Origin of the sequence: Streptomyces sp. NPDC059649 (genome assembly GCF_042734445.1) — a bacterium.
Classification (GTDB): Bacteria; Actinomycetota; Actinomycetes; order Streptomycetales; family Streptomycetaceae; genus Streptomyces.
Map to the genome: position 1 here is coordinate 124860 of NZ_JBHWDV010000006.1, position 17969 is coordinate 142828.

At 71.4% G+C, this 17969-nt stretch carries 11 protein-coding genes; 2 read left to right on the plus strand and 9 right to left on the minus strand.

The window, feature by feature from the left end; all coding sequences use genetic code 11:
* Positions 1–9 precede the first annotated feature (9 nt).
* Positions 10–2886 carry a vitamin B12-dependent ribonucleotide reductase gene (locus ACFV1J_RS11225; protein WP_385857043.1) on the minus strand — a complete coding sequence of 959 codons (2877 nt, stop codon included), beginning with the start codon at positions 2884–2886 and terminating at the stop codon, positions 10–12.
* Positions 2887–3009: 123 nt separating this feature from the next.
* Positions 3010–3537: a transcriptional regulator NrdR gene (gene nrdR, locus ACFV1J_RS11230; protein ID WP_385857044.1), complete on the minus strand. Its 528-nt coding sequence runs from the start codon at positions 3535–3537 to the stop codon at positions 3010–3012.
* 479 nt (positions 3538–4016) lie between these two features.
* On the opposite strand from nrdR, the gene lexA reads away from it, so the two are divergent.
* On the plus strand, positions 4017–4820 hold the full coding sequence (gene lexA / locus ACFV1J_RS11235) for a transcriptional repressor LexA (RefSeq protein ID WP_385857045.1): 804 nt from the start codon (positions 4017–4019) through the stop codon (positions 4818–4820).
* Positions 4821–4940: 120 nt separating this feature from the next.
* Here lexA and ACFV1J_RS11240 read toward each other — a convergent pair whose 3' ends face one another.
* The 5 genes from ACFV1J_RS11240 to ACFV1J_RS11260 all read right to left on the minus strand — a co-directional run bounded on the left by ACFV1J_RS11240 (position 4941) and on the right by ACFV1J_RS11260 (position 13047).
* Entirely contained in the window at positions 4941–6923 is a 1983-nt protein-coding gene (locus tag ACFV1J_RS11240; RefSeq protein WP_385857046.1) for an ATP-dependent DNA helicase, read from the minus strand.
* Positions 6924–6964: 41 nt separating this feature from the next.
* Positions 6965–8731, minus strand: coding sequence for an IucA/IucC family protein (locus tag ACFV1J_RS11245; protein WP_385857047.1), 1767 nt, complete (start codon positions 8729–8731; stop codon positions 6965–6967).
* 105 nt (positions 8732–8836) lie between these two features.
* On the minus strand, positions 8837–9526 hold the full coding sequence (locus ACFV1J_RS11250; protein WP_385857048.1) for a GNAT family N-acetyltransferase: 690 nt from the start codon (positions 9524–9526) through the stop codon (positions 8837–8839).
* Positions 9527–9631: 105 nt separating this feature from the next.
* Positions 9632–11656: an IucA/IucC family protein gene (locus ACFV1J_RS11255; protein WP_385857049.1), complete on the minus strand. Its 2025-nt coding sequence runs from the start codon at positions 11654–11656 to the stop codon at positions 9632–9634.
* Positions 11653–13047: a diaminobutyrate--2-oxoglutarate transaminase family protein gene (locus ACFV1J_RS11260; RefSeq protein WP_385857098.1), complete on the minus strand. Its 1395-nt coding sequence runs from the start codon at positions 13045–13047 to the stop codon at positions 11653–11655. Before ACFV1J_RS11260 ends, ACFV1J_RS11255 begins: the two co-directional genes overlap by 4 nt.
* A 278-nt stretch (positions 13048–13325) precedes the next feature.
* On the opposite strand from ACFV1J_RS11260, the gene ACFV1J_RS11265 reads away from it, so the two are divergent.
* Entirely contained in the window at positions 13326–14507 is a 1182-nt protein-coding gene (locus ACFV1J_RS11265) for a trypsin-like serine peptidase (RefSeq protein ID WP_385857050.1), read from the plus strand.
* Positions 14508–14623: 116 nt separating this feature from the next.
* Here the strand turns inward: ACFV1J_RS11265 and hflX are convergent, their stop codons facing one another.
* Both hflX and ACFV1J_RS11275 read right to left on the minus strand, forming a co-directional pair.
* The gene (hflX, locus tag ACFV1J_RS11270; protein WP_385857051.1) at positions 14624–16111 is read right to left on the minus strand and encodes a GTPase HflX; all 1488 of its coding nucleotides are present in this window, start codon (positions 16109–16111) and stop codon (positions 14624–14626) included.
* 146 nt (positions 16112–16257) lie between these two features.
* The gene (locus tag ACFV1J_RS11275; RefSeq protein WP_385857052.1) at positions 16258–17886 is read right to left on the minus strand and encodes a M1 family metallopeptidase; all 1629 of its coding nucleotides are present in this window, start codon (positions 17884–17886) and stop codon (positions 16258–16260) included.
* Between the last annotated feature and the right edge of the window lie 83 nt (positions 17887–17969).

Consider the following 17969-nt stretch of genomic DNA (forward strand, 5'->3'; position numbering starts at 1 on the left):
GTCACAGGCTCAGCTGCAGCCGCTGGTCGAGCCGCAGCCCTCGCACAGGTAGCAGCTGCCGGCGCGCTGCATCTTCGTGCCGCAGGAGAAGCACAGCGGGGCGTCGGCATTGATGCCCAGCTGCATCTCGACCAGTTCGGCGTTGGTGTGCGCCTGCTTGGGAGCCGGGGCGGCGGTCTCCTCGACGATCTTCACCGCCGGGGTGGACTCCTTCGGCGGGTCGATCTGGCGCGGCGCCGACTGGGCCAGGCCCTCGACGTCGACCTCGTCGTCGGCCGGCTCGTAGGAACCGGTCTCCAGGTGGCGCTGGCGCTCCTCGACGGAGTGGATGCCCAGGGCCGAGCGGGTCTCGAACGGCAGGAAGTCCAGCGCCAGGCGGCGGAAGATGTAGTCGACGATCGACTGCGCCATCCGCACGTCCGGGTCGTCGGTCATACCGGCCGGCTCGAAGCGCATGTTGGTGAACTTCGAAACGTAGGTCTCCAACGGGACGCCGTACTGGAGGCCGACCGACACCGCGATGGAGAAGGCGTCCATCATGCCCGCGAGGGTCGAGCCCTGCTTGGACATCTTCAGGAAGACCTCACCAAGACCGTCGTCCGGGTAGGAGTTGGCGGTCATGTAGCCCTCGGCACCGCCGACCGTGAAGGAAGTGGTGATCCCCGGACGGCCCTTGGGGAGGCGCCTGCGGACCGGGCGGTACTCGACGACCTTCTCGGTGACCGGCTCGACCGCGGCCTTCTTCTCCTCCTTCTTCTTGGCGGAGAGCGGCTGGCCGACCTTGCAGTTGTCGCGGTAGATCGCCAGCGCCTTCAGGCCGAGCTTCCAGCCCTGGAAGTAGACGTCCTCGATCTCCTCGACGGTGGCCGACTCCGGGACGTTGACCGTCTTGGAGATGGCACCGGACAGGAACGGCTGGGCGGCGGCCATCATGCGGACGTGGCCCATCGGCGAGATGGAGCGCTCGCCCATGGCGCAGTCGAAGACCTCGTAGTGCTCCGGCTTGAGGCCCGGGGCGTTGACGACATTGCCGTGGTCGGCGATGTGCGCCACGATCGCCTCGACCTGCTCGGGCTGGTAGCCGAGCCGCTTGAGCGCCTTGGGGACCGTGTTGTTCACGATCTGCATGGAGCCGCCGCCGACCAGCTTCTTGAACTTGACCAGCGCCAGGTCCGGCTCGACGCCCGTGGTGTCGCAGTCCATCATCAGGCCGATCGTGCCGGTCGGGGCCAGCACGGACGCCTGGGCGTTGCGGAAGCCGTTCTTCTCGCCGAGGCGCAGGACGTCCTGCCAGGCCTCGGTGGCCGCGGCCCAGACCGGGGTGTCCAGGTCGTCCATGCGCACCGCGGCGCCGTTGGCGTCCGAGTGCTGCTTCATGACGCGCTTGTGGGCGTCGGCGTTCCGGGCGTAGCCGTCGTACGGGCCGACGACCGCGGCCAGTTCGGCGGAACGGCGGTAGGAGGTGCCGGTCATCAGGGAGGTGATGGCACCGGCCAGCGCACGGCCGCCGTCGGAGTCGTAGGCGTGGCCGGTGGCCATCAGCAGGGCGCCCAGGTTGGCGTAGCCGATGCCCAGCTGGCGGTAGGCGCGGGTGGTCTCACCGATCTTCTGGGTGGGGAAGTCGGCGAAGCAGATGGAGATGTCCATCGCGGTGATGACCAGCTCGACGACCTTGGCGAAGCGCTCGGCGTCGAAGGACTGGTTGCCCAGGTCGTCGTCGCGCAGGAACTTCAGGAGGTTGAGCGAGGCGAGGTTGCACGAGGAGTTGTCCAGGTGCATGTACTCGCTGCACGGGTTGGAGGCGGTGATCCGGCCCGTCTCCGGCGAGGTGTGCCAGTGGTTGATGGTGTCGTCGTACTGGATGCCGGGGTCGGCGCACGCCCAGGCTGCCTCCGCCATCTTGCGGAACAGGCCCTTGGCGTCGACCTCCTCGATGACCTCACCGGTCAGGCGGCCGCGCAGGCCGAACTTCGAGCCGGACTCGACGGCCTTCATGAACTCGTCGTTCACGCGGACCGAGTTGTTGGCGTTCTGGTACTGGACGGACGTGATGTCGTCGCCGCCCAGGTCCATGTCGAAGCCCGCGTCGCGCAGCGCGCGGATCTTCTCCTCCTCCTTCACCTTGGTCTCGATGAAGGCCTCGACGTCCGGGTGGTCGACGTCGAGCACGACCATCTTGGCCGCGCGGCGGGTGGCGCCGCCGGACTTGATCGTTCCGGCGGAGGCGTCGGCGCCCCGCATGAAGGAGACCGGGCCGGAGGCGTTGCCACCGGAGGAGAGCAGTTCCTTGGAGGAGCGGATGCGGGAGAGGTTCAGACCGGCACCGGAGCCGCCCTTGAAGATCATCCCCTCTTCCTTGTACCAGTCCAGGATCGACTCCATCGAGTCGTCCACGGACAGGATGAAGCAGGCGCTGACCTGCTGCGGCTGCTGGGTGCCGACGTTGAACCACACCGGCGAGTTGAAGCTGAAGATCTGGTGCAGCAAGGCGTACGCCAGCTCGTGCTCGAAGATCTCGGCGTCCGCCGGGGAGGCGAAGTAACCGTTCTCCTCGCCGCTCTTGCGGTACGTCTTGACCACGCGGTCGATCAGCTGCTTGAGGCTCGCCTCACGGCTCGGGGAGCCCACCGCGCCACGGAAGTACTTGCTCGTAACGATGTTGACCGCGTTCACCGACCAGAACTCGGGGAACTCGACGCCACGCTGCTCGAAATTGACCGAGCCGTCGCGCCAATTGGTCATGACGACGTCACGGCTGGCCCATTCCACCTCGTCGTACGGATGCACTCCGGGGGTGGTGTGAATGCGCTCGATACGCAGACCCTTGCTCACCTTGCTGCCCTTGGCGCGGGAGCCTCGTGCCGGGCCGCTCGTCGTCTCTGTCATTCCGCCTCCCTGTATACGGGCAAACGCCCATATGTGCGCACGCATTCCGTGGCACGGTGTTTGTCTTTCTGATACCGGGGCGCCCTGCTCTCGCCCCGATACAGGTCTGGATGCGCGCCGAGCTCAGTCGGCGGCGGTGGCGGGCACGGGAACGGCCGCGTCGGCCTCCCCGTCGGTCCCGCAGTCCGGGCCGGGCGGGCCCTGCTCGCGCTGCTCCCGCAGCTCGGCGATGGCCGCCTCGAAGTCCTCGAGCGAATCGAAGGCCCGGTAAACGGACGCGAAGCGCAGGTACGCGACGAGGTCGAGTTCCTGCAGCGGGCCCAGTATGGCGAGCCCGACGTCGTGGGTGGACAGCTCGGCGCTGCCGGTCGCGCGCACCGCTTCCTCGACCCGCTGGCCGAGCTTGGCGAGCGCGTCCTCGGTGACCGGGCGACCCTGGCACGCCTTCCGCACCCCGGCGATGACCTTGTTGCGGCTGAAGGGCTCGGTGACCCCGCTCCGCTTGATCACCATCAGGGACGCCGTCTCGACGGTCGTGAAACGGCGGGAGCAGTCGGGGCACTGACGGCGCCGGCGGATCGCCGTCCCGTCGTCCGTGGTCCGGCTGTCGACCACCCGGCTGTCGGGGTGCCTGCAGAAGGGGCAGTGCATGGCTCGACCCTCCTCACCCTCGCTATACGGACGTACGTACGCCAACGATCCCGGCGCACGACGAATAACCTCCGGCCGCCCCCATGGGGCCTCCGAAGCAGCCCCAAGCATAGGCGATCCCCGCGCCCCGAAGGACCAGGGACCACAACTTGTGGGCGGCCGAACGCATCTAACCACTAGATGTGGTGTCGGCCCGCTTACATCCGCCTACCGCGTGTCGCGAGGGGGGCGGGCCGGACGGCCGCCCACGAGGGTACGGGACGCGACCCGCGCGGGAGTGCGGCGGGGCGGGGATGACACAATCGGGCCGATCGCACGGCCACTCCGTTGCGCGCGGAAATTCGTCACTCGGCCATACACCCAGCCACTTGATCGGGTCAGCCAATCAGCGAATATTTCACTCGAACGTGTGTTTGGCGCAACCTTTCGAAAGCAACTACCGTTGGCTAACTAGGGAGAACATTTCGAGAGGGGCCGACGTGACCACCACCGCAGACAGCGCGACCATCACCGCACAAAGCCACTCCCAGAGCCGGTTCGAACATCCGCAAAAGGCATCGCGGCCGCCGATGGAAGACGCCACGTTGGACTCCGAAGAGCAGAAGCCAGCCCGATCGCTTCCCGGTCGGCCACCAGGAATCCGCGCGGACAGTTCGGGGCTCACCGACCGCCAGCGCAGGGTGATCGAGGTGATCCGGGATTCGGTGCAGCGGCGCGGCTATCCACCGTCCATGCGGGAGATCGGCCAGGCCGTCGGGCTGTCCAGCACCTCCTCCGTCGCCCATCAGCTCATGGCCCTGGAGCGCAAGGGCTTCCTGCGACGCGACCCGCACCGCCCGCGGGCGTACGAGGTCCGCGGCTCCGACCAGAGCGCCACCAGCGCCGCGACGGAGACCGCCGGCAAGCCGGCCGCCTCCTACGTCCCGCTGGTCGGCCGGATCGCCGCCGGTGGCCCGATCCTCGCCGAGGAGTCGGTCGAGGACGTCTTCCCGCTCCCCCGCCAGCTCGTCGGCGACGGTGAGCTGTTCGTCCTGAAGGTCGTCGGTGACTCCATGATCGAAGCCGCGATCTGCGACGGCGACTGGGTCACGGTCCGCCGTCAGCCGGTCGCCGAGAACGGTGACATCGTCGCCGCGATGCTGGACGGCGAGGCCACCGTCAAGCGCTTCAAGCGCGAGGACGGCCATGTGTGGCTGCTGCCGCACAACTCCGCGTACCAGCCCATCCCCGGTGACGAGGCGACCATCCTCGGCAAGGTGGTGGCCGTACTGCGGCGGGTCTGACCCACCCCTCACGACCGGGCTCCGGGACCTCTGCGCCGGTCCCGGAGCCCTGCTGTGCGTATCGGCCCGGAAGCGCCGGTATCCACAGCAGGGCTCCGCGCCCCCTGGCGCATGCGCCCGCTACTGCGCGGGCTTCTCCTCCGCCGCCTTGGCGGCCGCGTCGATGGCCGCCAGGGAGCGGCGGACCTGGTTGCGGTCGGTGGTGTACCAGAAGTCGGGCATCGAGGCGCGCAGGAACGAGCCGTAGCGGGCCCGCTCGACCCGCGGGTCCAATACGGCCACCACTCCGCGGTCGCCCGTGGCACGGACCAGCCGGCCGGCGCCCTGGGCCATCAGCAGGGCGGCATGAGTGGCCGCCACGGCCATGAAGCCATTGCCGCCGGCCTCCTCGACCGCCTTCTGCCGAGCGCTCATCAACGGATCGTCCGGGCGCGGGAACGGCACCCGGTCCATCACCACCAGCTGGCAGTTCGGCCCCGGTACGTCGACGCCCTGCCAGAGGGAGAGCGTGCCGAACAGGCAGGTTCGGGCGTCGGCGGCGAAGGCCCGGATCAGCTCGCCGAGGGTCTCCTCGCCCTGGAGCAGGATCGGTACGTCCAGCCGGCCGCGCAGCTCCTCCGCGGCGGCCTGGGCGGCCCGCATGGACGAGAACAGGCCCAGGGTGCGACCGCCGGCGGCCTCGATCAGCTCGGCGAGCTCGTCGAGCATGTCGCCGCGGCTGCCCTCCCGGCCCGGCTGGGCGAGGTGCTTGGCGACGTAGAGGATGCCCTGCTTCGCGTAGTCGAAGGGCGAGCCGACGTCGAGGCCCTTCCACGGGGGTGCGTCCTCGCGCTGGGCGCCCTCCGGGGAGAGCCCCAGGGAAGCCGCGACGCCGTTGAAGTCACCGCCCAGTTTGAGCGTGGCGGAGGTGAGGACCACGGAACGGTCCTCGAAGAGCTTCTCGCGCAGCAGCCCCGAGACGGACAGCGGCGCGACCCGCAGGGACGCGCCGAAGCGGTCGTGGCGTTCGTACCAGACCACGTCGTACTCGGAGCCGTTGGCGATCCGCTCGGCGACGGCATGGACGTTCTCCACCGAGGCGAGCGCCTGCTTGCGGACGGCGTCCTCGTCCTGCACCGATTTGTCGCGGGTCGAGCCGAGCGCCGAGATGACCTCCCGGGCCGCGTCGCGCAGCGCCATGAGGCAGTAGCCCAGGTCCTCGGGGATCTCCTCCAGGCGGCCCGGGAGGGCCAGTTCCATCAGGCGCTCGAAGGTCTCGGCGGCGGTCTGGAGCTGGTCGGCGGCCTTTTCGTTGACGAGCTTGGCCGCCCGGCGCACGGCGCGGTTGACCTGGCCGGGGGTGAGCTCGCCGGTGGCGACGCCGGTGACCCGGGAGACCAGCTCATGGGCCTCGTCGATGATCAGGACCTCGTGCTGCGGAAGGACCGGGGCGCCCTCGATCGCGTCGATGGCCAGCAGCGCGTGGTTGGTGACGACCACGTCGGCCAGTTTGGCGCGCTCCCGGGCGGCCTCGGCGAAGCACTCCGCGCCGTACGCGCACTTCGAGGCGCCCAGGCACTCCCGGGAGGAGACCGAGACCTGGGCCCAGGCGCGGTCCGAGACTCCGGGGGTCAGGGCGTCGCGGTCGCCGGTCTCGGTCTCGTCCGCCCAGTCCCGCAGCCGCAGCAGGTCCTTGCCGAGCTTGCTGGTGGGCGTGGCCTGCTCGAAGACGTCGAAGAGGCCGTCCTCCTCTTCCTGCGGGGCGCCCTCGTGGAGGCGGTGCAGGCACAGGTAGTTCGAGCGGCCCTTGAGCATGGCGAACTCGGGGCGGCGGCGCAGCTGCGGGTGCAGTGCGTCGACCGTCCGCGGAAGATCGCGCTCCACCAGCTGGCGCTGGAGTGCGAGGGTGGCCGTGGCGACGACCACCCGCTCGCCGTGCGCGAGCGCCGGCACCAGATAGCCGAGGGACTTTCCGGTGCCGGTGCCGGCCTGGACCAGCAGGTGGGAGCTGTCGTCCACGGCCTCGGCGACGGCCTCGGCCATCGCCACCTGGCCGGGGCGCTCGGTGCCGCCGACGGCGGTGACGGCGGCGTGGAGCAGATCGGGGAGGGAGGGCTTCGTCATAGCGCTGCAAGCCTACGCGGGACCACTGACACCGTGCCGGGTCACGGATGGTGGAGGGGGTTGCGGACGGTGCCGTGCACGGCGGCGTGCGGGCGCTCCTGGCGGTCCCGGTAGCCGTCCACATGCAGACGGTTGCGGTTCAAACACAGCCGCTCGATCCGCGGGGTGAGCAGGTCGAACGTCTCGTACCGCTCCTTCAGGCCGGGGAAGCGCTCGTGGTGGCGGAGGATCTCCGCCCGTACGAGTGACCAGAACTCCTGCTCGGGGACGCCGAGTTGGTCCGCGCACAACGGGGCGAGGTAGCGGAAGACGCCGACGAACAGGCCGGAGTGGATGAACTGGGTGAGGAACGCGGGCGGTTCGGTGAGCAGGACCGTGCGTACGTCCTCCGGCATGGAGTCGTGCTCCGGCAGCGGCTGGGCGCTGGTGTTGACGTCGTCGACGAAGTCCTTGACCGCGAGGCGGGTCGGGACGTCGTCCTCGTCGAAGACCACGATGGCGTTCTCGCCGTGCGGGGAGAAGACGGTGCCGTACTGGTACAGGAAGTGCAGCAGCGGGGGGAGCAGCGCGGCGAAGAGGCGGGCCAGCCAGTCACGGGGGGCCAGGCCGGAGCGGTGCACCAGCTCGGCGGTCAGCGCGCGGCCCTCGGGGTCGGTCTGCAGCAGGGCGGCCAGGGTGCGGCCCCGTTCGCCGGGGTCGAGGCAGCTGTGCAGCGGCTCCCGCCAGATGCACCCGAGCAGCTCCTTGAACTGGTACGGGACGCCCGGCAGCCGGTCGTAGAGGGGGTGCTCGACGGTGACCGAGGCGATCTCGCCGAGGAGGATCACCCGGGTCTCGTCGCGGAGGTAGGGGTCGGCGTCGCGCAGGCCGTGGACCCAGCGGGTGACCGCGGGCGCGGCGAGGGTGCGCTCGGTGGGCAGTCCGCGCCAGACCAGGGTGTTGAGGATGGACAGCGGCAGTTTGACCGTACGGGCCTCGGGCCGGCTGATGTTGAGGAAGGTGCGGATCGACTGCTGCGGCAGTCGGAGGTCGTTGTCAGTGGGCAGCGCGATGATGGATCTGTCCGCGAGTTGCGGGGCGAAGAGCGGGGCGATGGTCTCGTCCCATTGCCAGGGGTGCACGGGGAGGAAGAGGTAGTCGGCGGGGTCGCGCCCCTCGTCGGTGATGGCGCGGGCGAAGGCGTGACGGGTGGCGGGGGTGAGTTCCTCGCCGTAGAGACGATCGGGGGTGGCCAGCGTGGGGATACCGCGGTAGTGGGCGATGCCGTGGTGCGCGGCGAGCCAGGGCAGGCGCCGGGCGGTGCGCGCTTCGGGGGCCCAGGTCGCCGCGTCGGTGGCCGAGAAGCCGAGCCGGCCTTTGTTGGCGACGAGCCAGGGGTGGCCGGTCTGGTGGCCTTCGAGGGCGGCGTAGTCCAGGTCGGCGAGGTCGGCGGCGCTGAGGGCGGTGGCGTCGAGGCGGGTGTCGGCGGCCAGGGTGGCGGTCAGTTCCCGGATGAGGTGGCCGGTGGTGTCGCCGGACAGGCCCAGGACGGTGTCGTGGGCGTGCGTGAGGAAGTGGAAGGGGTCGGCGTCGGGGGTGATCGAGTCGGGGTCGACGCGCCAGTGGCCGTAGGCGCCGCGGCGGGCGCGGAAGCGGTAGGTCAGCGCGTCGGAGACCGGCAGGCGGTAGCGGGGGACGCCGTCCGGGCCGGTGCCGTCGGGCTCGGGGGCGAGGACTTCCTCGTAGGCGAATTCCGCCAGGATCTTGGCGAAGAGCCGACGGGCGGCGTGCTGCCAGGCGTGCTGCGAAGGCTGGGGTTCAGGAGGCAAGGCGGGACTCCTCGAAGCGGGACCGCCCCGGCTCGTACGGGGGACAACCGGAGCGGCGGGGTGGACGGCGGACCGGTGCGGGGCCGTCGACGGACGGCCCCGGGGTCAGAGCAGATGGCGGTGGGCGCGGTCGCGGACCATCAACGCCGCGCGTTTCTCCGGGAGTTCGATCTCGTCGGCGTAGCGGAAGCCGGCGGTCAGGAAGGCCGCGACGGACGCGGTGTTGCGCAGGTCGGGCTCGGCGAGGACCCGCGCGCAGTCCGGGCGGCGGTCGAGCACGAGGTCGGCGGTGGCGCGCAGCAGGGCGCTGCCCAGGCCGCGGCCGCGGTCGTGGGCGCGACCGAGGAGGAGGTGGATCCCGGTGTCGTGGGGACGCGCCGGGTAGTGGCGGGCGAGCGGGTCGAGGTCGGCGCGGTAGATCTCCCAGTAGCTCATCGGGACGCCGTCGAGCACGCCCAGGCAGGGCACGCTCCGGCCGTCCCCGTCGAGTTGGCCGCGCAGGTGGGCGGCGGTGGTCTCGGGAGGGCCGGCCAGCTCCCAGAAGGCCGAGACGGCCGGGTCGTTCATCCAGGCGGTGATCCGTTCCAGGTCGCGGTCGGGCCGGACGGGGACGAGCCGGAACGGCCCGGCGGGTGTGCGGGCCGGGCCCCAGTCCGCCAGGTCGTCGAGGAGCGGGCCGGTGGGGGACGGCGGTCGGCCGGGGCCGCCGGTGCCCCGGGCGCCGTTGTCTGCCGTGAGCGGGTGGGGGACGGCCTGGTCGGCGCGGGAGTCGATGCCGGAATCGGTGGATGGCACGGCGACGCTCTCCTCTCGTGGCCGGATGCCGCGTGGCCTTGTGGGTCGCGGGGCGTCGGCGCCGGGGACGGTGGGCGGGGGGCTGCGGTCGGACGGATCGGCGTCCTAGGGGACGAGGGGGTTGGGCAGGGTGACGTAGACGGACTGGGTTTCGACGGGACCGACGAGTTCGTCCAGGCCGTGCAGCCGGGTGGCGAGATTGGCCTTGCAGCGCAGGGTGCGGGCGGCCAGCAGTTGCTCGGGGAGCGGGGAGCGGTGCTCTTCCGGAGCCGCGGCGGCGTCGGCGAGGAACCTCCGGAAGGCGGCGAGCAGGATCTCCTCGCGGACCAGGCGCTGGGCGCCGAAGGCCCCGATGAGGCCGAGGACGTTGTTGATGCCGAGGTAGTAGGCGAAGCGTTCGTCGATGACGTCGTCGGCGACGAAGGTGTCGCTCACGGCGCCGATGCCGGGCAGCCGCCGTTCGAGGTCGGCGCGGCGGGAGGTGCGGAAGTAGTAGCCCTGGTTGTCGCGGTAGCGGCCACCGGTCGGCCAGCCGTCGGGGTCCAGCAGCACGAGGGTGTTCTGCTGGTGGGCCTCCAGGACGACGCCGGCCGTGCCGTCGAGCCACAGCAGGGGCCGGACGACCGCTTCGAGATAGCGCAGGAACCACTCCGCGGCCACCGCGCCGTGCGGGCGTCCGGTGCGGGCGGCGAGGGTGCCGACGAGGTCTTCGAGGCGGGAGCGGACGCCCGCGTGGCCGGGCCAGGGGCGGGGCGAGGTGAGGCCGGCGATGCAGACGGCGTCGTCGGTGCGGGTGAAGGGGTTGTGGCGGATGACGACGTCCAGGCCCTGGACGGGTTCGCCGTCGGGGCCGTCGACGGCGAGGTAGGCCGGATCGCGGACGATGTCGAAGCACGGGTGGGCGGTCTGCCACTCCTCGCCGAGTCCGGTGCGCAGCAGCCGGTGCACCTCGACCCCGCGGACGAGTTCCTTGCGGAGGTTCTCCCGGCGGGAGTTGGTGATGCGCAGCCCGAGGGAGAGCTTGAGCATGGCCTCCGCATCGGGGTGGTGGACGGTGCGGACGGAGGAGGTGGGGTGCCAGAGCGGGCCGTGCGGGCCCAGGTCGTGCAGCAGTCCGGCGTCGCGGAGGGCGGTGAGGTCGGGGCGCCCGGCGAGCTCCCGGGCCTGCCAGGGGTGCAGCGGCAACGGCACGGTGTCATCGGGGAGTTGCAGGCCCTCGCCGGCTAGGCGGGCGGTGAGCCGTTCGGCCGGGACGGGCTTGCCGCGTTCGGTCCAGGCGGAGTCGGTGGCGACGGCGGAGCGGTGCACGGCGATCCAGTGCAGCGGGAAGGCGCCGCGCAGTTCGGGCGAATAGGCCCGGGTCTCGGCGTCGCTGAGCCCTTCCCGGCTCTTGGGCGTGGGGTGCAGCGGATGGCCGAGGAGCAGGGACTGTTCGGCTTCGAGGAAGAGCGCGTCGTGGGCGTCGGCGGGCCGGGCGCGCCGGTCGGCGAGGAAGGTGGCCACGTTCCGGACGGAGTTGGCGACCCTGCCGAGGAGTTCGGCACCGTCGCCGTCCGGTGTCGGCGCGCTCTCCGGGGCGGTCCGCTCGCCGCCGTCGGCGACACGGTGCTCGCCGCCGTCCGAGGCCCGCCGGTCGCCGCCGTGCGCGGCCTCGCGGCGCAGCAGCGCGGCGAGCGTGACGGCGTCCAGCGGGGCGGCGCCGGCCGGGGCGCCTTCGAGGACGGGCGCGCCCAGGCGGTGCCAGCCGGTGGGCGACCAGTAGCGGACGGGGATGTGCAGTGCGGTGGCGCTGGCGGGCAGCGGGAGGCGGAGCCGGCCGCCGGCCGGCCGCGGGCTGCCGTTCTCCCGCAGCCAGCAGCGCAGCAGGTGCTCGACGCCCGCGGCGTCCGCGGCGACCGCCGGGGCCGGGTGGTCGAGCGGGTCCTGTTCGCCGGGGACGCGGTCGTAGGGAGCGGGCGCGGTGAGCGGGCCGGCCGCCGTGTCGGGTCCCTCGTGGGTCGGCTGGTGGCAGGCGTCCTCCGGGGCGCGGCGCTGCTGGCGGGGGACGGACTCGATGGTGCCGGCGCCGTGGTGCCGGTCGGGGAGGCGCTCGGCGGGCGGGGTGCCGTCGGGGCCGGGGCGTTCGTTCATGGGGTGGTGCCTCGCAGTGTCGTGGGGGACGAGCCCGTCGGCCCGGGGTCGGTGCGGACCGCCGCCGTGATGGCGTCGGCGAGGCGGTCGAGGATCGCGTCCGCCTGTTCGTCGGTGATGGTCAGGGGTGGCAGCAGCCGGACGACGGCGGAGTGCCGGCCGCCCAGTTCGACGATCAGACCGCGGTCCAGGCAGGCCTGCTGGACGGCGGCGGCGAGCTGCGGGGCGGCGGGGCGGGCGCCGCCGGGGTCCGGGGCGGCGCCGGGGTCGACGAGTTCGAGGCCGAGCATCAGACCGCGGCCGCGGACGTCACCGATGCAGTCGTGGGAGCCGGCCCAGGCGCGGAGCTGGCCGAGCATCCGTGCGCCGAGTTCCCCGGCGCGTGCGGCGAGGCCGTTGGCGCGGACGTACGCGAGGGTGGCGCGGCCCGCGGCCATGGCGAGCTGGTTGCCGCGGAAGGTGCCGGCGTGCGCGCCGGGCTGCCAGGCGTCGAGTTCCTCGCGGTAGACGATCACGGCCAGCGGCAGGCTGCCGCCGATCGCCTTCGACAGCACCAGCACGTCGGGGACGATCCCGCTGTGTTCGATCGCCCAGAAGGTGCCGGTGCGGCCGACGCCGGTCTGGACCTCGTCCACGATCAGCGGGATCTGCCGGGCGGCGGTGAGCTCGCGCATCCGCCGCAGCCAGCCGTCCGGCGCGGGGATCACCCCGCCCTCACCCTGGACGGGTTCCAGGATCATCCCGGCCGGCCGGGGCACCCCGCTCTTGTGGTCGTCGAGGAGGTTCTGGGTCCAGCGGGCAGCGAGTTCGGCGCCGCGCTCACCGCCGGTGCCGAACGGACAGCGGTAGTCGTAGGGGTAGGGCAGCCGGGCCACGCTGGTGTGCTGGGCGCCCCCGGAGGCGGCGAGCGCCTCGGCGGTCATGCCGTGGTAGGCGCCGGAGAAGGCCATCAGGCCGTCCCGGCCGGTGGCGGTGCGGACGAGTTTGAAGGCCGCCTCGACGGCGTCCGTACCGGCCGGGCCGCAGAACTGGATCCGGCCCCTTTCGGCCAATTCCCTGGGCAGCGTGGCGAACAGCTCGGTGGTGAAGTCGTCCTTGACGGGGGTGGCCAGGTCGAGGACGTGCAGCGGAGCGCCGGAGTCGAGGACCGTGCGGATCGCTTCCAGCACGACCGGGTGGTTGTGGCCGAGGGCAAGGGTGCCGGCGCCGGAGAGGCAGTCGAGGTAACGCCGGCCGTCGGCGCCCTCGATGGTCAGGCCGCGGGCGCGCACCGGGACGATGGGCAGCGAGCGCGCGTACGTACGGGCTGCGGACTCACGCAGGGACTGCCGGCGCAGGATCCCCTCGTGGGCCGGCGGCGCGGCCGCCGGCACGGTTTCGGTCAACGCCACGGCAGTTGTGACCTCCTGCTTGGTGAGCTGCTGCATACCGAGCGGGCCGGCGGGCAGCCCGGCCGTCCCCCGTACGTACCAACGACGGCGGCGACGCCGGATCACGGCCCGGACCAAGATCCTTGACAGGCTGGAACCGGGGACCCGAGTACCGCCGTCCCCATCGTCACCGGCATAGTGGGGACTTGCGCTCGGATCTTGAGGTTCATGACAACTTCCGGAACCGGGCGCGACTCCGCTCAAGGCACACCTTTCGATTCATCAGGGGGATCACACCCATGCGACCCATACGACGGCCCGTCCTGGCCGCCGCCGCCCTCACCGCCGTAGTGGCGCTCACCGCCACCGGCTGCGGGCCGGACAGCGACAACGCTGACGCCAAGCCCAGCCAGTCCGTGGCGCATGCCCCGGGTGAGATCAAGATTCCTCAGGACATCCAGGACAAGCTCAAGGAACACGGCATCGACCTGGACAAGTGGAAGAACGGCGAGTGGAAGAACTGGGACAAGGACAAGTGGCTCCGGGAGGCCGGGGAGTTCATCAACCCGATCATCAAGAACTTCTGGAACCCGGACAAGATCGAGAAGGTCAAGCCTCCGAAGGACCCCAGCAAGCCCGAGGACATCTCCGAGGACCAGGGCAAGACGGATCCTGAGCCGGCCGCCGTCCCCGCTCAGGCCGTCAAGACCCCGTACACCACCACCGCTCCCGGTGTGGGTCTGCTGCTGTTCAGCACCCCCCATGGCGAGTCGCGCTGTTCCGCCACGGTCGTCAAGGACCCGGCGCACCCGGGTAAGTCCAACCTGGTGTGGACCGCGGCGCACTGTGTGCACGCCGGCAAGAACGGCGGCTGGTACCGCAACATGATGTTCGTGCCGAACTTCAACAAGACCGGTGGCACCGCCGGCCAGTTGAAGAGCAAGCCCTTCGAGGAGCGCGTCCCGTCGGGCAAGTGGTGGGCCGACGACATGGCGACGTCCAGCGAGTGGATCAAGGACGGCGGCGCCGTTCCGGGTGTGCCGATGGCCCCGTACGACTTCGCGCTGATGCATGTGAAGCCGGAGGAGAGCACCGGCGGCAAGTCGCTGGAGGAGATGGCCGGCGGCGCCTACCAGGTGGACTTCAACGCCCCGGCGATGGCGAAGATCCCCAGCCTGACCGCGCAGGGCTACCCGGCCGAGCCGCCGTTCGACGGCGCCGCGCAGCAGAGCTGCACCGACAAGCCGACCCGGCTGTCGATGGACGCCAACAAGCCGACCATGTACCGGATCGGCTGCACGATGACCGGTGGCTCCTCCGGTGGCCCCTGGTTCATCAAGGGTGCGGACGGCAAGCCGGTGCTGGTGTCCAACATGTCGATGGGTCCGCGCCCGGCCCGCTGGTCGGCCGGCCCGCACCTGGGCCCCGAGGCCAAGGCCATGTTCGACAACATGAGCAAGAAGTGGGCGAGCAAGCAGTAATGCGCTGAGGTGGGGCGGTGCCCGGCACCGCCCCACCGGGCCGCCACTACGGCGAAGGCCCGCTCCGGTCTCCCGGAGCGGGCCTTACGCGTACCTGCGCGCCGTAGGTGCGGCGATTACGCCGCCGGCACGAACGGGCGGAACTCGGCGGCGAGTTCCTCGTGCACCCGCGCCTTGAGGACCGTGCCCTCGGCGGTGTGCTCCTCGGAGAGGACCTCGCCCTCGGCGTGCGCCCGCGAGACCAGGGCGCCCTGGGTGTAGGGCACCAGCACCTCGATCTCGACCTGCGGCCGGGGCAGCTCCTCGTCGAGCAGGGTCAGCAGCTCCGCGAGGCCCTGGCCCGTACGGGCGGAGACCGCGATCGCGTGCTTCTCCCGGCGCAGCAGCCGCTGGAGGACCAGCGGGTCGGCCGCGTCGGCCTTGTTGACGACCACGATCTCGGGCACGTCGGTGGCGCCGACGTCCCGGAACACCTCGCGGACGGCGGCCAGCTGCTCCTCCGGCACCGGGTGGGAGCCGTCGACCACGTGCAGGATCAGGTCGGAGTCGCCGACCTCCTCCATCGTGGAGCGGAACGCCTCGACGAGGTGGTGCGGCAGGTGCCGGACGAAGCCGACGGTGTCGGCGAGGGTGTAGAGCCGTCCGCTGGGCGTCTCGGCCCGCCGGACGGTCGGGTCCAGGGTGGCGAACAGGGAGTTCTCCACCAGCACACCGGCGCCGGTGAGGCGGTTGAGCAGCGAGGACTTGCCGGCGTTGGTGTAGCCGGCGATGGCGACCGAGGGGACCTTGTGGCGCCGGCGTTCCTGGCGCTTGAGGTCCCGGCTGGTCTTCATCTCCGCGATCTCCCGGCGCAGCTTCGCCATCCGCTCGCGGATCCGCCGCCGGTCCGTCTCGATCTTGGTCTCACCGGGACCACGGGTGGCCATACCGCCGCCCGCCGAACCGGAGCCACCGCCACCCATCTGCCGGGACAGCGACTGGCCCCAGCCGCGCAGCCTGGGGAGCATGTACTGCATCTGCGCCAGCGAGACCTGCGCCTTGCCCTCCCGGGACTTGGCGTGCTGGGCGAAGATGTCGAGGATCAGGGCGGTCCGGTCGACCACCTTGACCTTGACGATGTCCTCGAGATGGATCAGCTGGCCCGGGGAGAGCTCACCGTCACACACCACGGTGTCGGCCCCGGATTCGAGCACGATGTCGCGCAGCTCCAAGGCCTTGCCCGAGCCGATGTACGTGGCCGGGTCGGGCTTGTCGCGGCGCTGGATGACGCCGTCGAGCACCAGCGCGCCGGCGGTCTCGGCCAGCGCGGCGAGCTCGGCGAGGGAGTTCTCCGTGTCCTGCACCGTCCCGGAGGTCCAGACACCGACGAGCACCACGCGCTCCAGACGGAGCTGGCGGTACTCGACCTCGGTGATGTCCTCGAGCTCGGTGGAGAGGCCCGCCACACGGCGCAGTGCCGCACGGTCCGAGCGGTCGTACTGGTCGCCGTCGCGCTCCCCGTCGATCTCGTGGCTCCAGGCGACGTCCTCTTCCATCAGGGCGTCGGCCCGAAGGCTCTCCGGGAGGCGCTGCCGGTCCTGCGGAAGGGAAGAAGAGGAGGTCATTTGATCCTTTGCGTCGTTGGGAAGCCCTCACGGGGACCCGGGTGGCCCCACCGGGGACTGTCGTAGGTGTCAACGTACGACACGCCGCGGAGATTCCCGGGCTGCCGGCGCCGACCCGATGATGGTCGCACGGCCGGGAAGGGCCGTCACGTGGGTTTTCCGGGCGGGGTGGGTTTTCCGGCGAGCTTTACCGGCTGTCCGGTTTTGCCGGGCTGGCCGCCCTTCGCGGGCTGCCCCGGCTTCGCCGGCGTGCCGAGATCGCCGGGCCGCCACTCCGGGTGGCCGGGCATCGGCGGGGTGTGGGTGCCGTAGAGCCACTGCTGGAAGAAGCCGGTGAGGTCCTGCCCGGAGATCTTGGAGGCCAGCGCGGTGAAATCGGCGGTGTCGGCCACGCCGTCCTTGTGGTGGGCCACCCACTCGCGTTCCAGCCGGTCGAAGGCCGCCGGGCCGATCTTCTGCCGCAGGGCGTAGAGCACCAGGGCGCCGCCGTCGTAGACGATCGGGCGGAAGATGCTGATCTTCTGGCCGGGGCTGGGGGCCTTGGGCGCGGCGGGCGGCCCGCCCTCGGCCCGCCACCCGTCGGACTGCTCGTACGCCCGGTGCATCCGGATCCCCAGGTCGGCCCGTGCGTCGCCCTTCTCCTCGGCGTAGAGCGCCTCGTACCAGGTGGCGTGGGCCTCGTTGAGCCAGACGTCGGACCAGCGGCGCGGGCTGACGCTGTCGCCGAACCACTGGTGTGACAGTTCGTGCACCATCACGGACTCCACGTACCAGGCGGGCAGGTGCTCGGCCGTGAACAGGTCCTTCTCGAAGAGCGAGAGGGTCTGGGTCTCCAGCTCGAAGCCGGTGTGGGCGTTGGCGATCAGCACCCCGTACGCCTCGAAGGGGTAGGGGCCGACCTTGCGCTCCATCCAGGCGACCTGCTGCGGCGTCTTGGCCAGCCATTTGGCGAGGACCGCGCGGTGCGCGGTCGGGACCACGTCGCGGATCGGCAGGTCGTGCGGTCCGTGTTTGAACAGCACGCTGGACTTCCCGATGGAGACCTGCGCGAGTTCGGTGGCCATGGGGTGGGCGGTGCGATAGGTCCAGGTACGACGGGCCGCGCGGGTGCCGCCCGCCCCCAGGGGCAGGCCGTTGGCGACCGCGGTCAGCTCCTGCGGGGCGGTGATGCGGAAGGTGAAGAACGCCTTGTCGGAGGGGTGGTCGTTGCAGGGGAAGACGCGGTGGGCGGCGTCCGCCTGGTTGGCCATCGCCAGCCCGTCGGTGGTCCGCAGCCAGCCGCCGTTGGTCTTGCCGCGGGGGTCGCTGGTGTGCTGGACGGTGATCTTGACCTGCTGTCCCCGGGAGACGTGGGACGACGGGACGACCACCAGGTCCTCGCCGTGCTGCTCGTAGCGCGCGGGCAGGCCGTCGACCTTCACGGAGCGCACCGTGCCGCGGGCGAAGTCGAGGTTGAGCCGGTCGAGCTCGGTGGTGGCGTGCGCGGTGATCTCCGTGGTGGCGTTCATCGGCCGGTCGTTGTGGCCGGTGTAGTCCAGGGAGACGTCGTAGGACGTGACGTCGTAGCCGGTGTTGCCGAGCATGGGGAAGAGCCGGTCGCCCAGGCCCTGCGCCCCCATGGGCTGCGGCTCGGCCACGCCGAGGGTGGCGACGGCGGCCAGCCCGAGCGCGACTGCCCGTCGGGCGGAGCTCCGGAGCCGGCCGGAGCGGGCACGGCGCGGCGCGGGGACGGTGCGGTCGGGGTCGCGGGACGGTCGGCGTGAGGGAAGGGACATGAACTACGGCTACCAACGCGGCCGCCTCCGCCGCGGGCGAGCCGTCAAACGGCACCCGAACGGGCGGCGCCCCGTGCACCTGT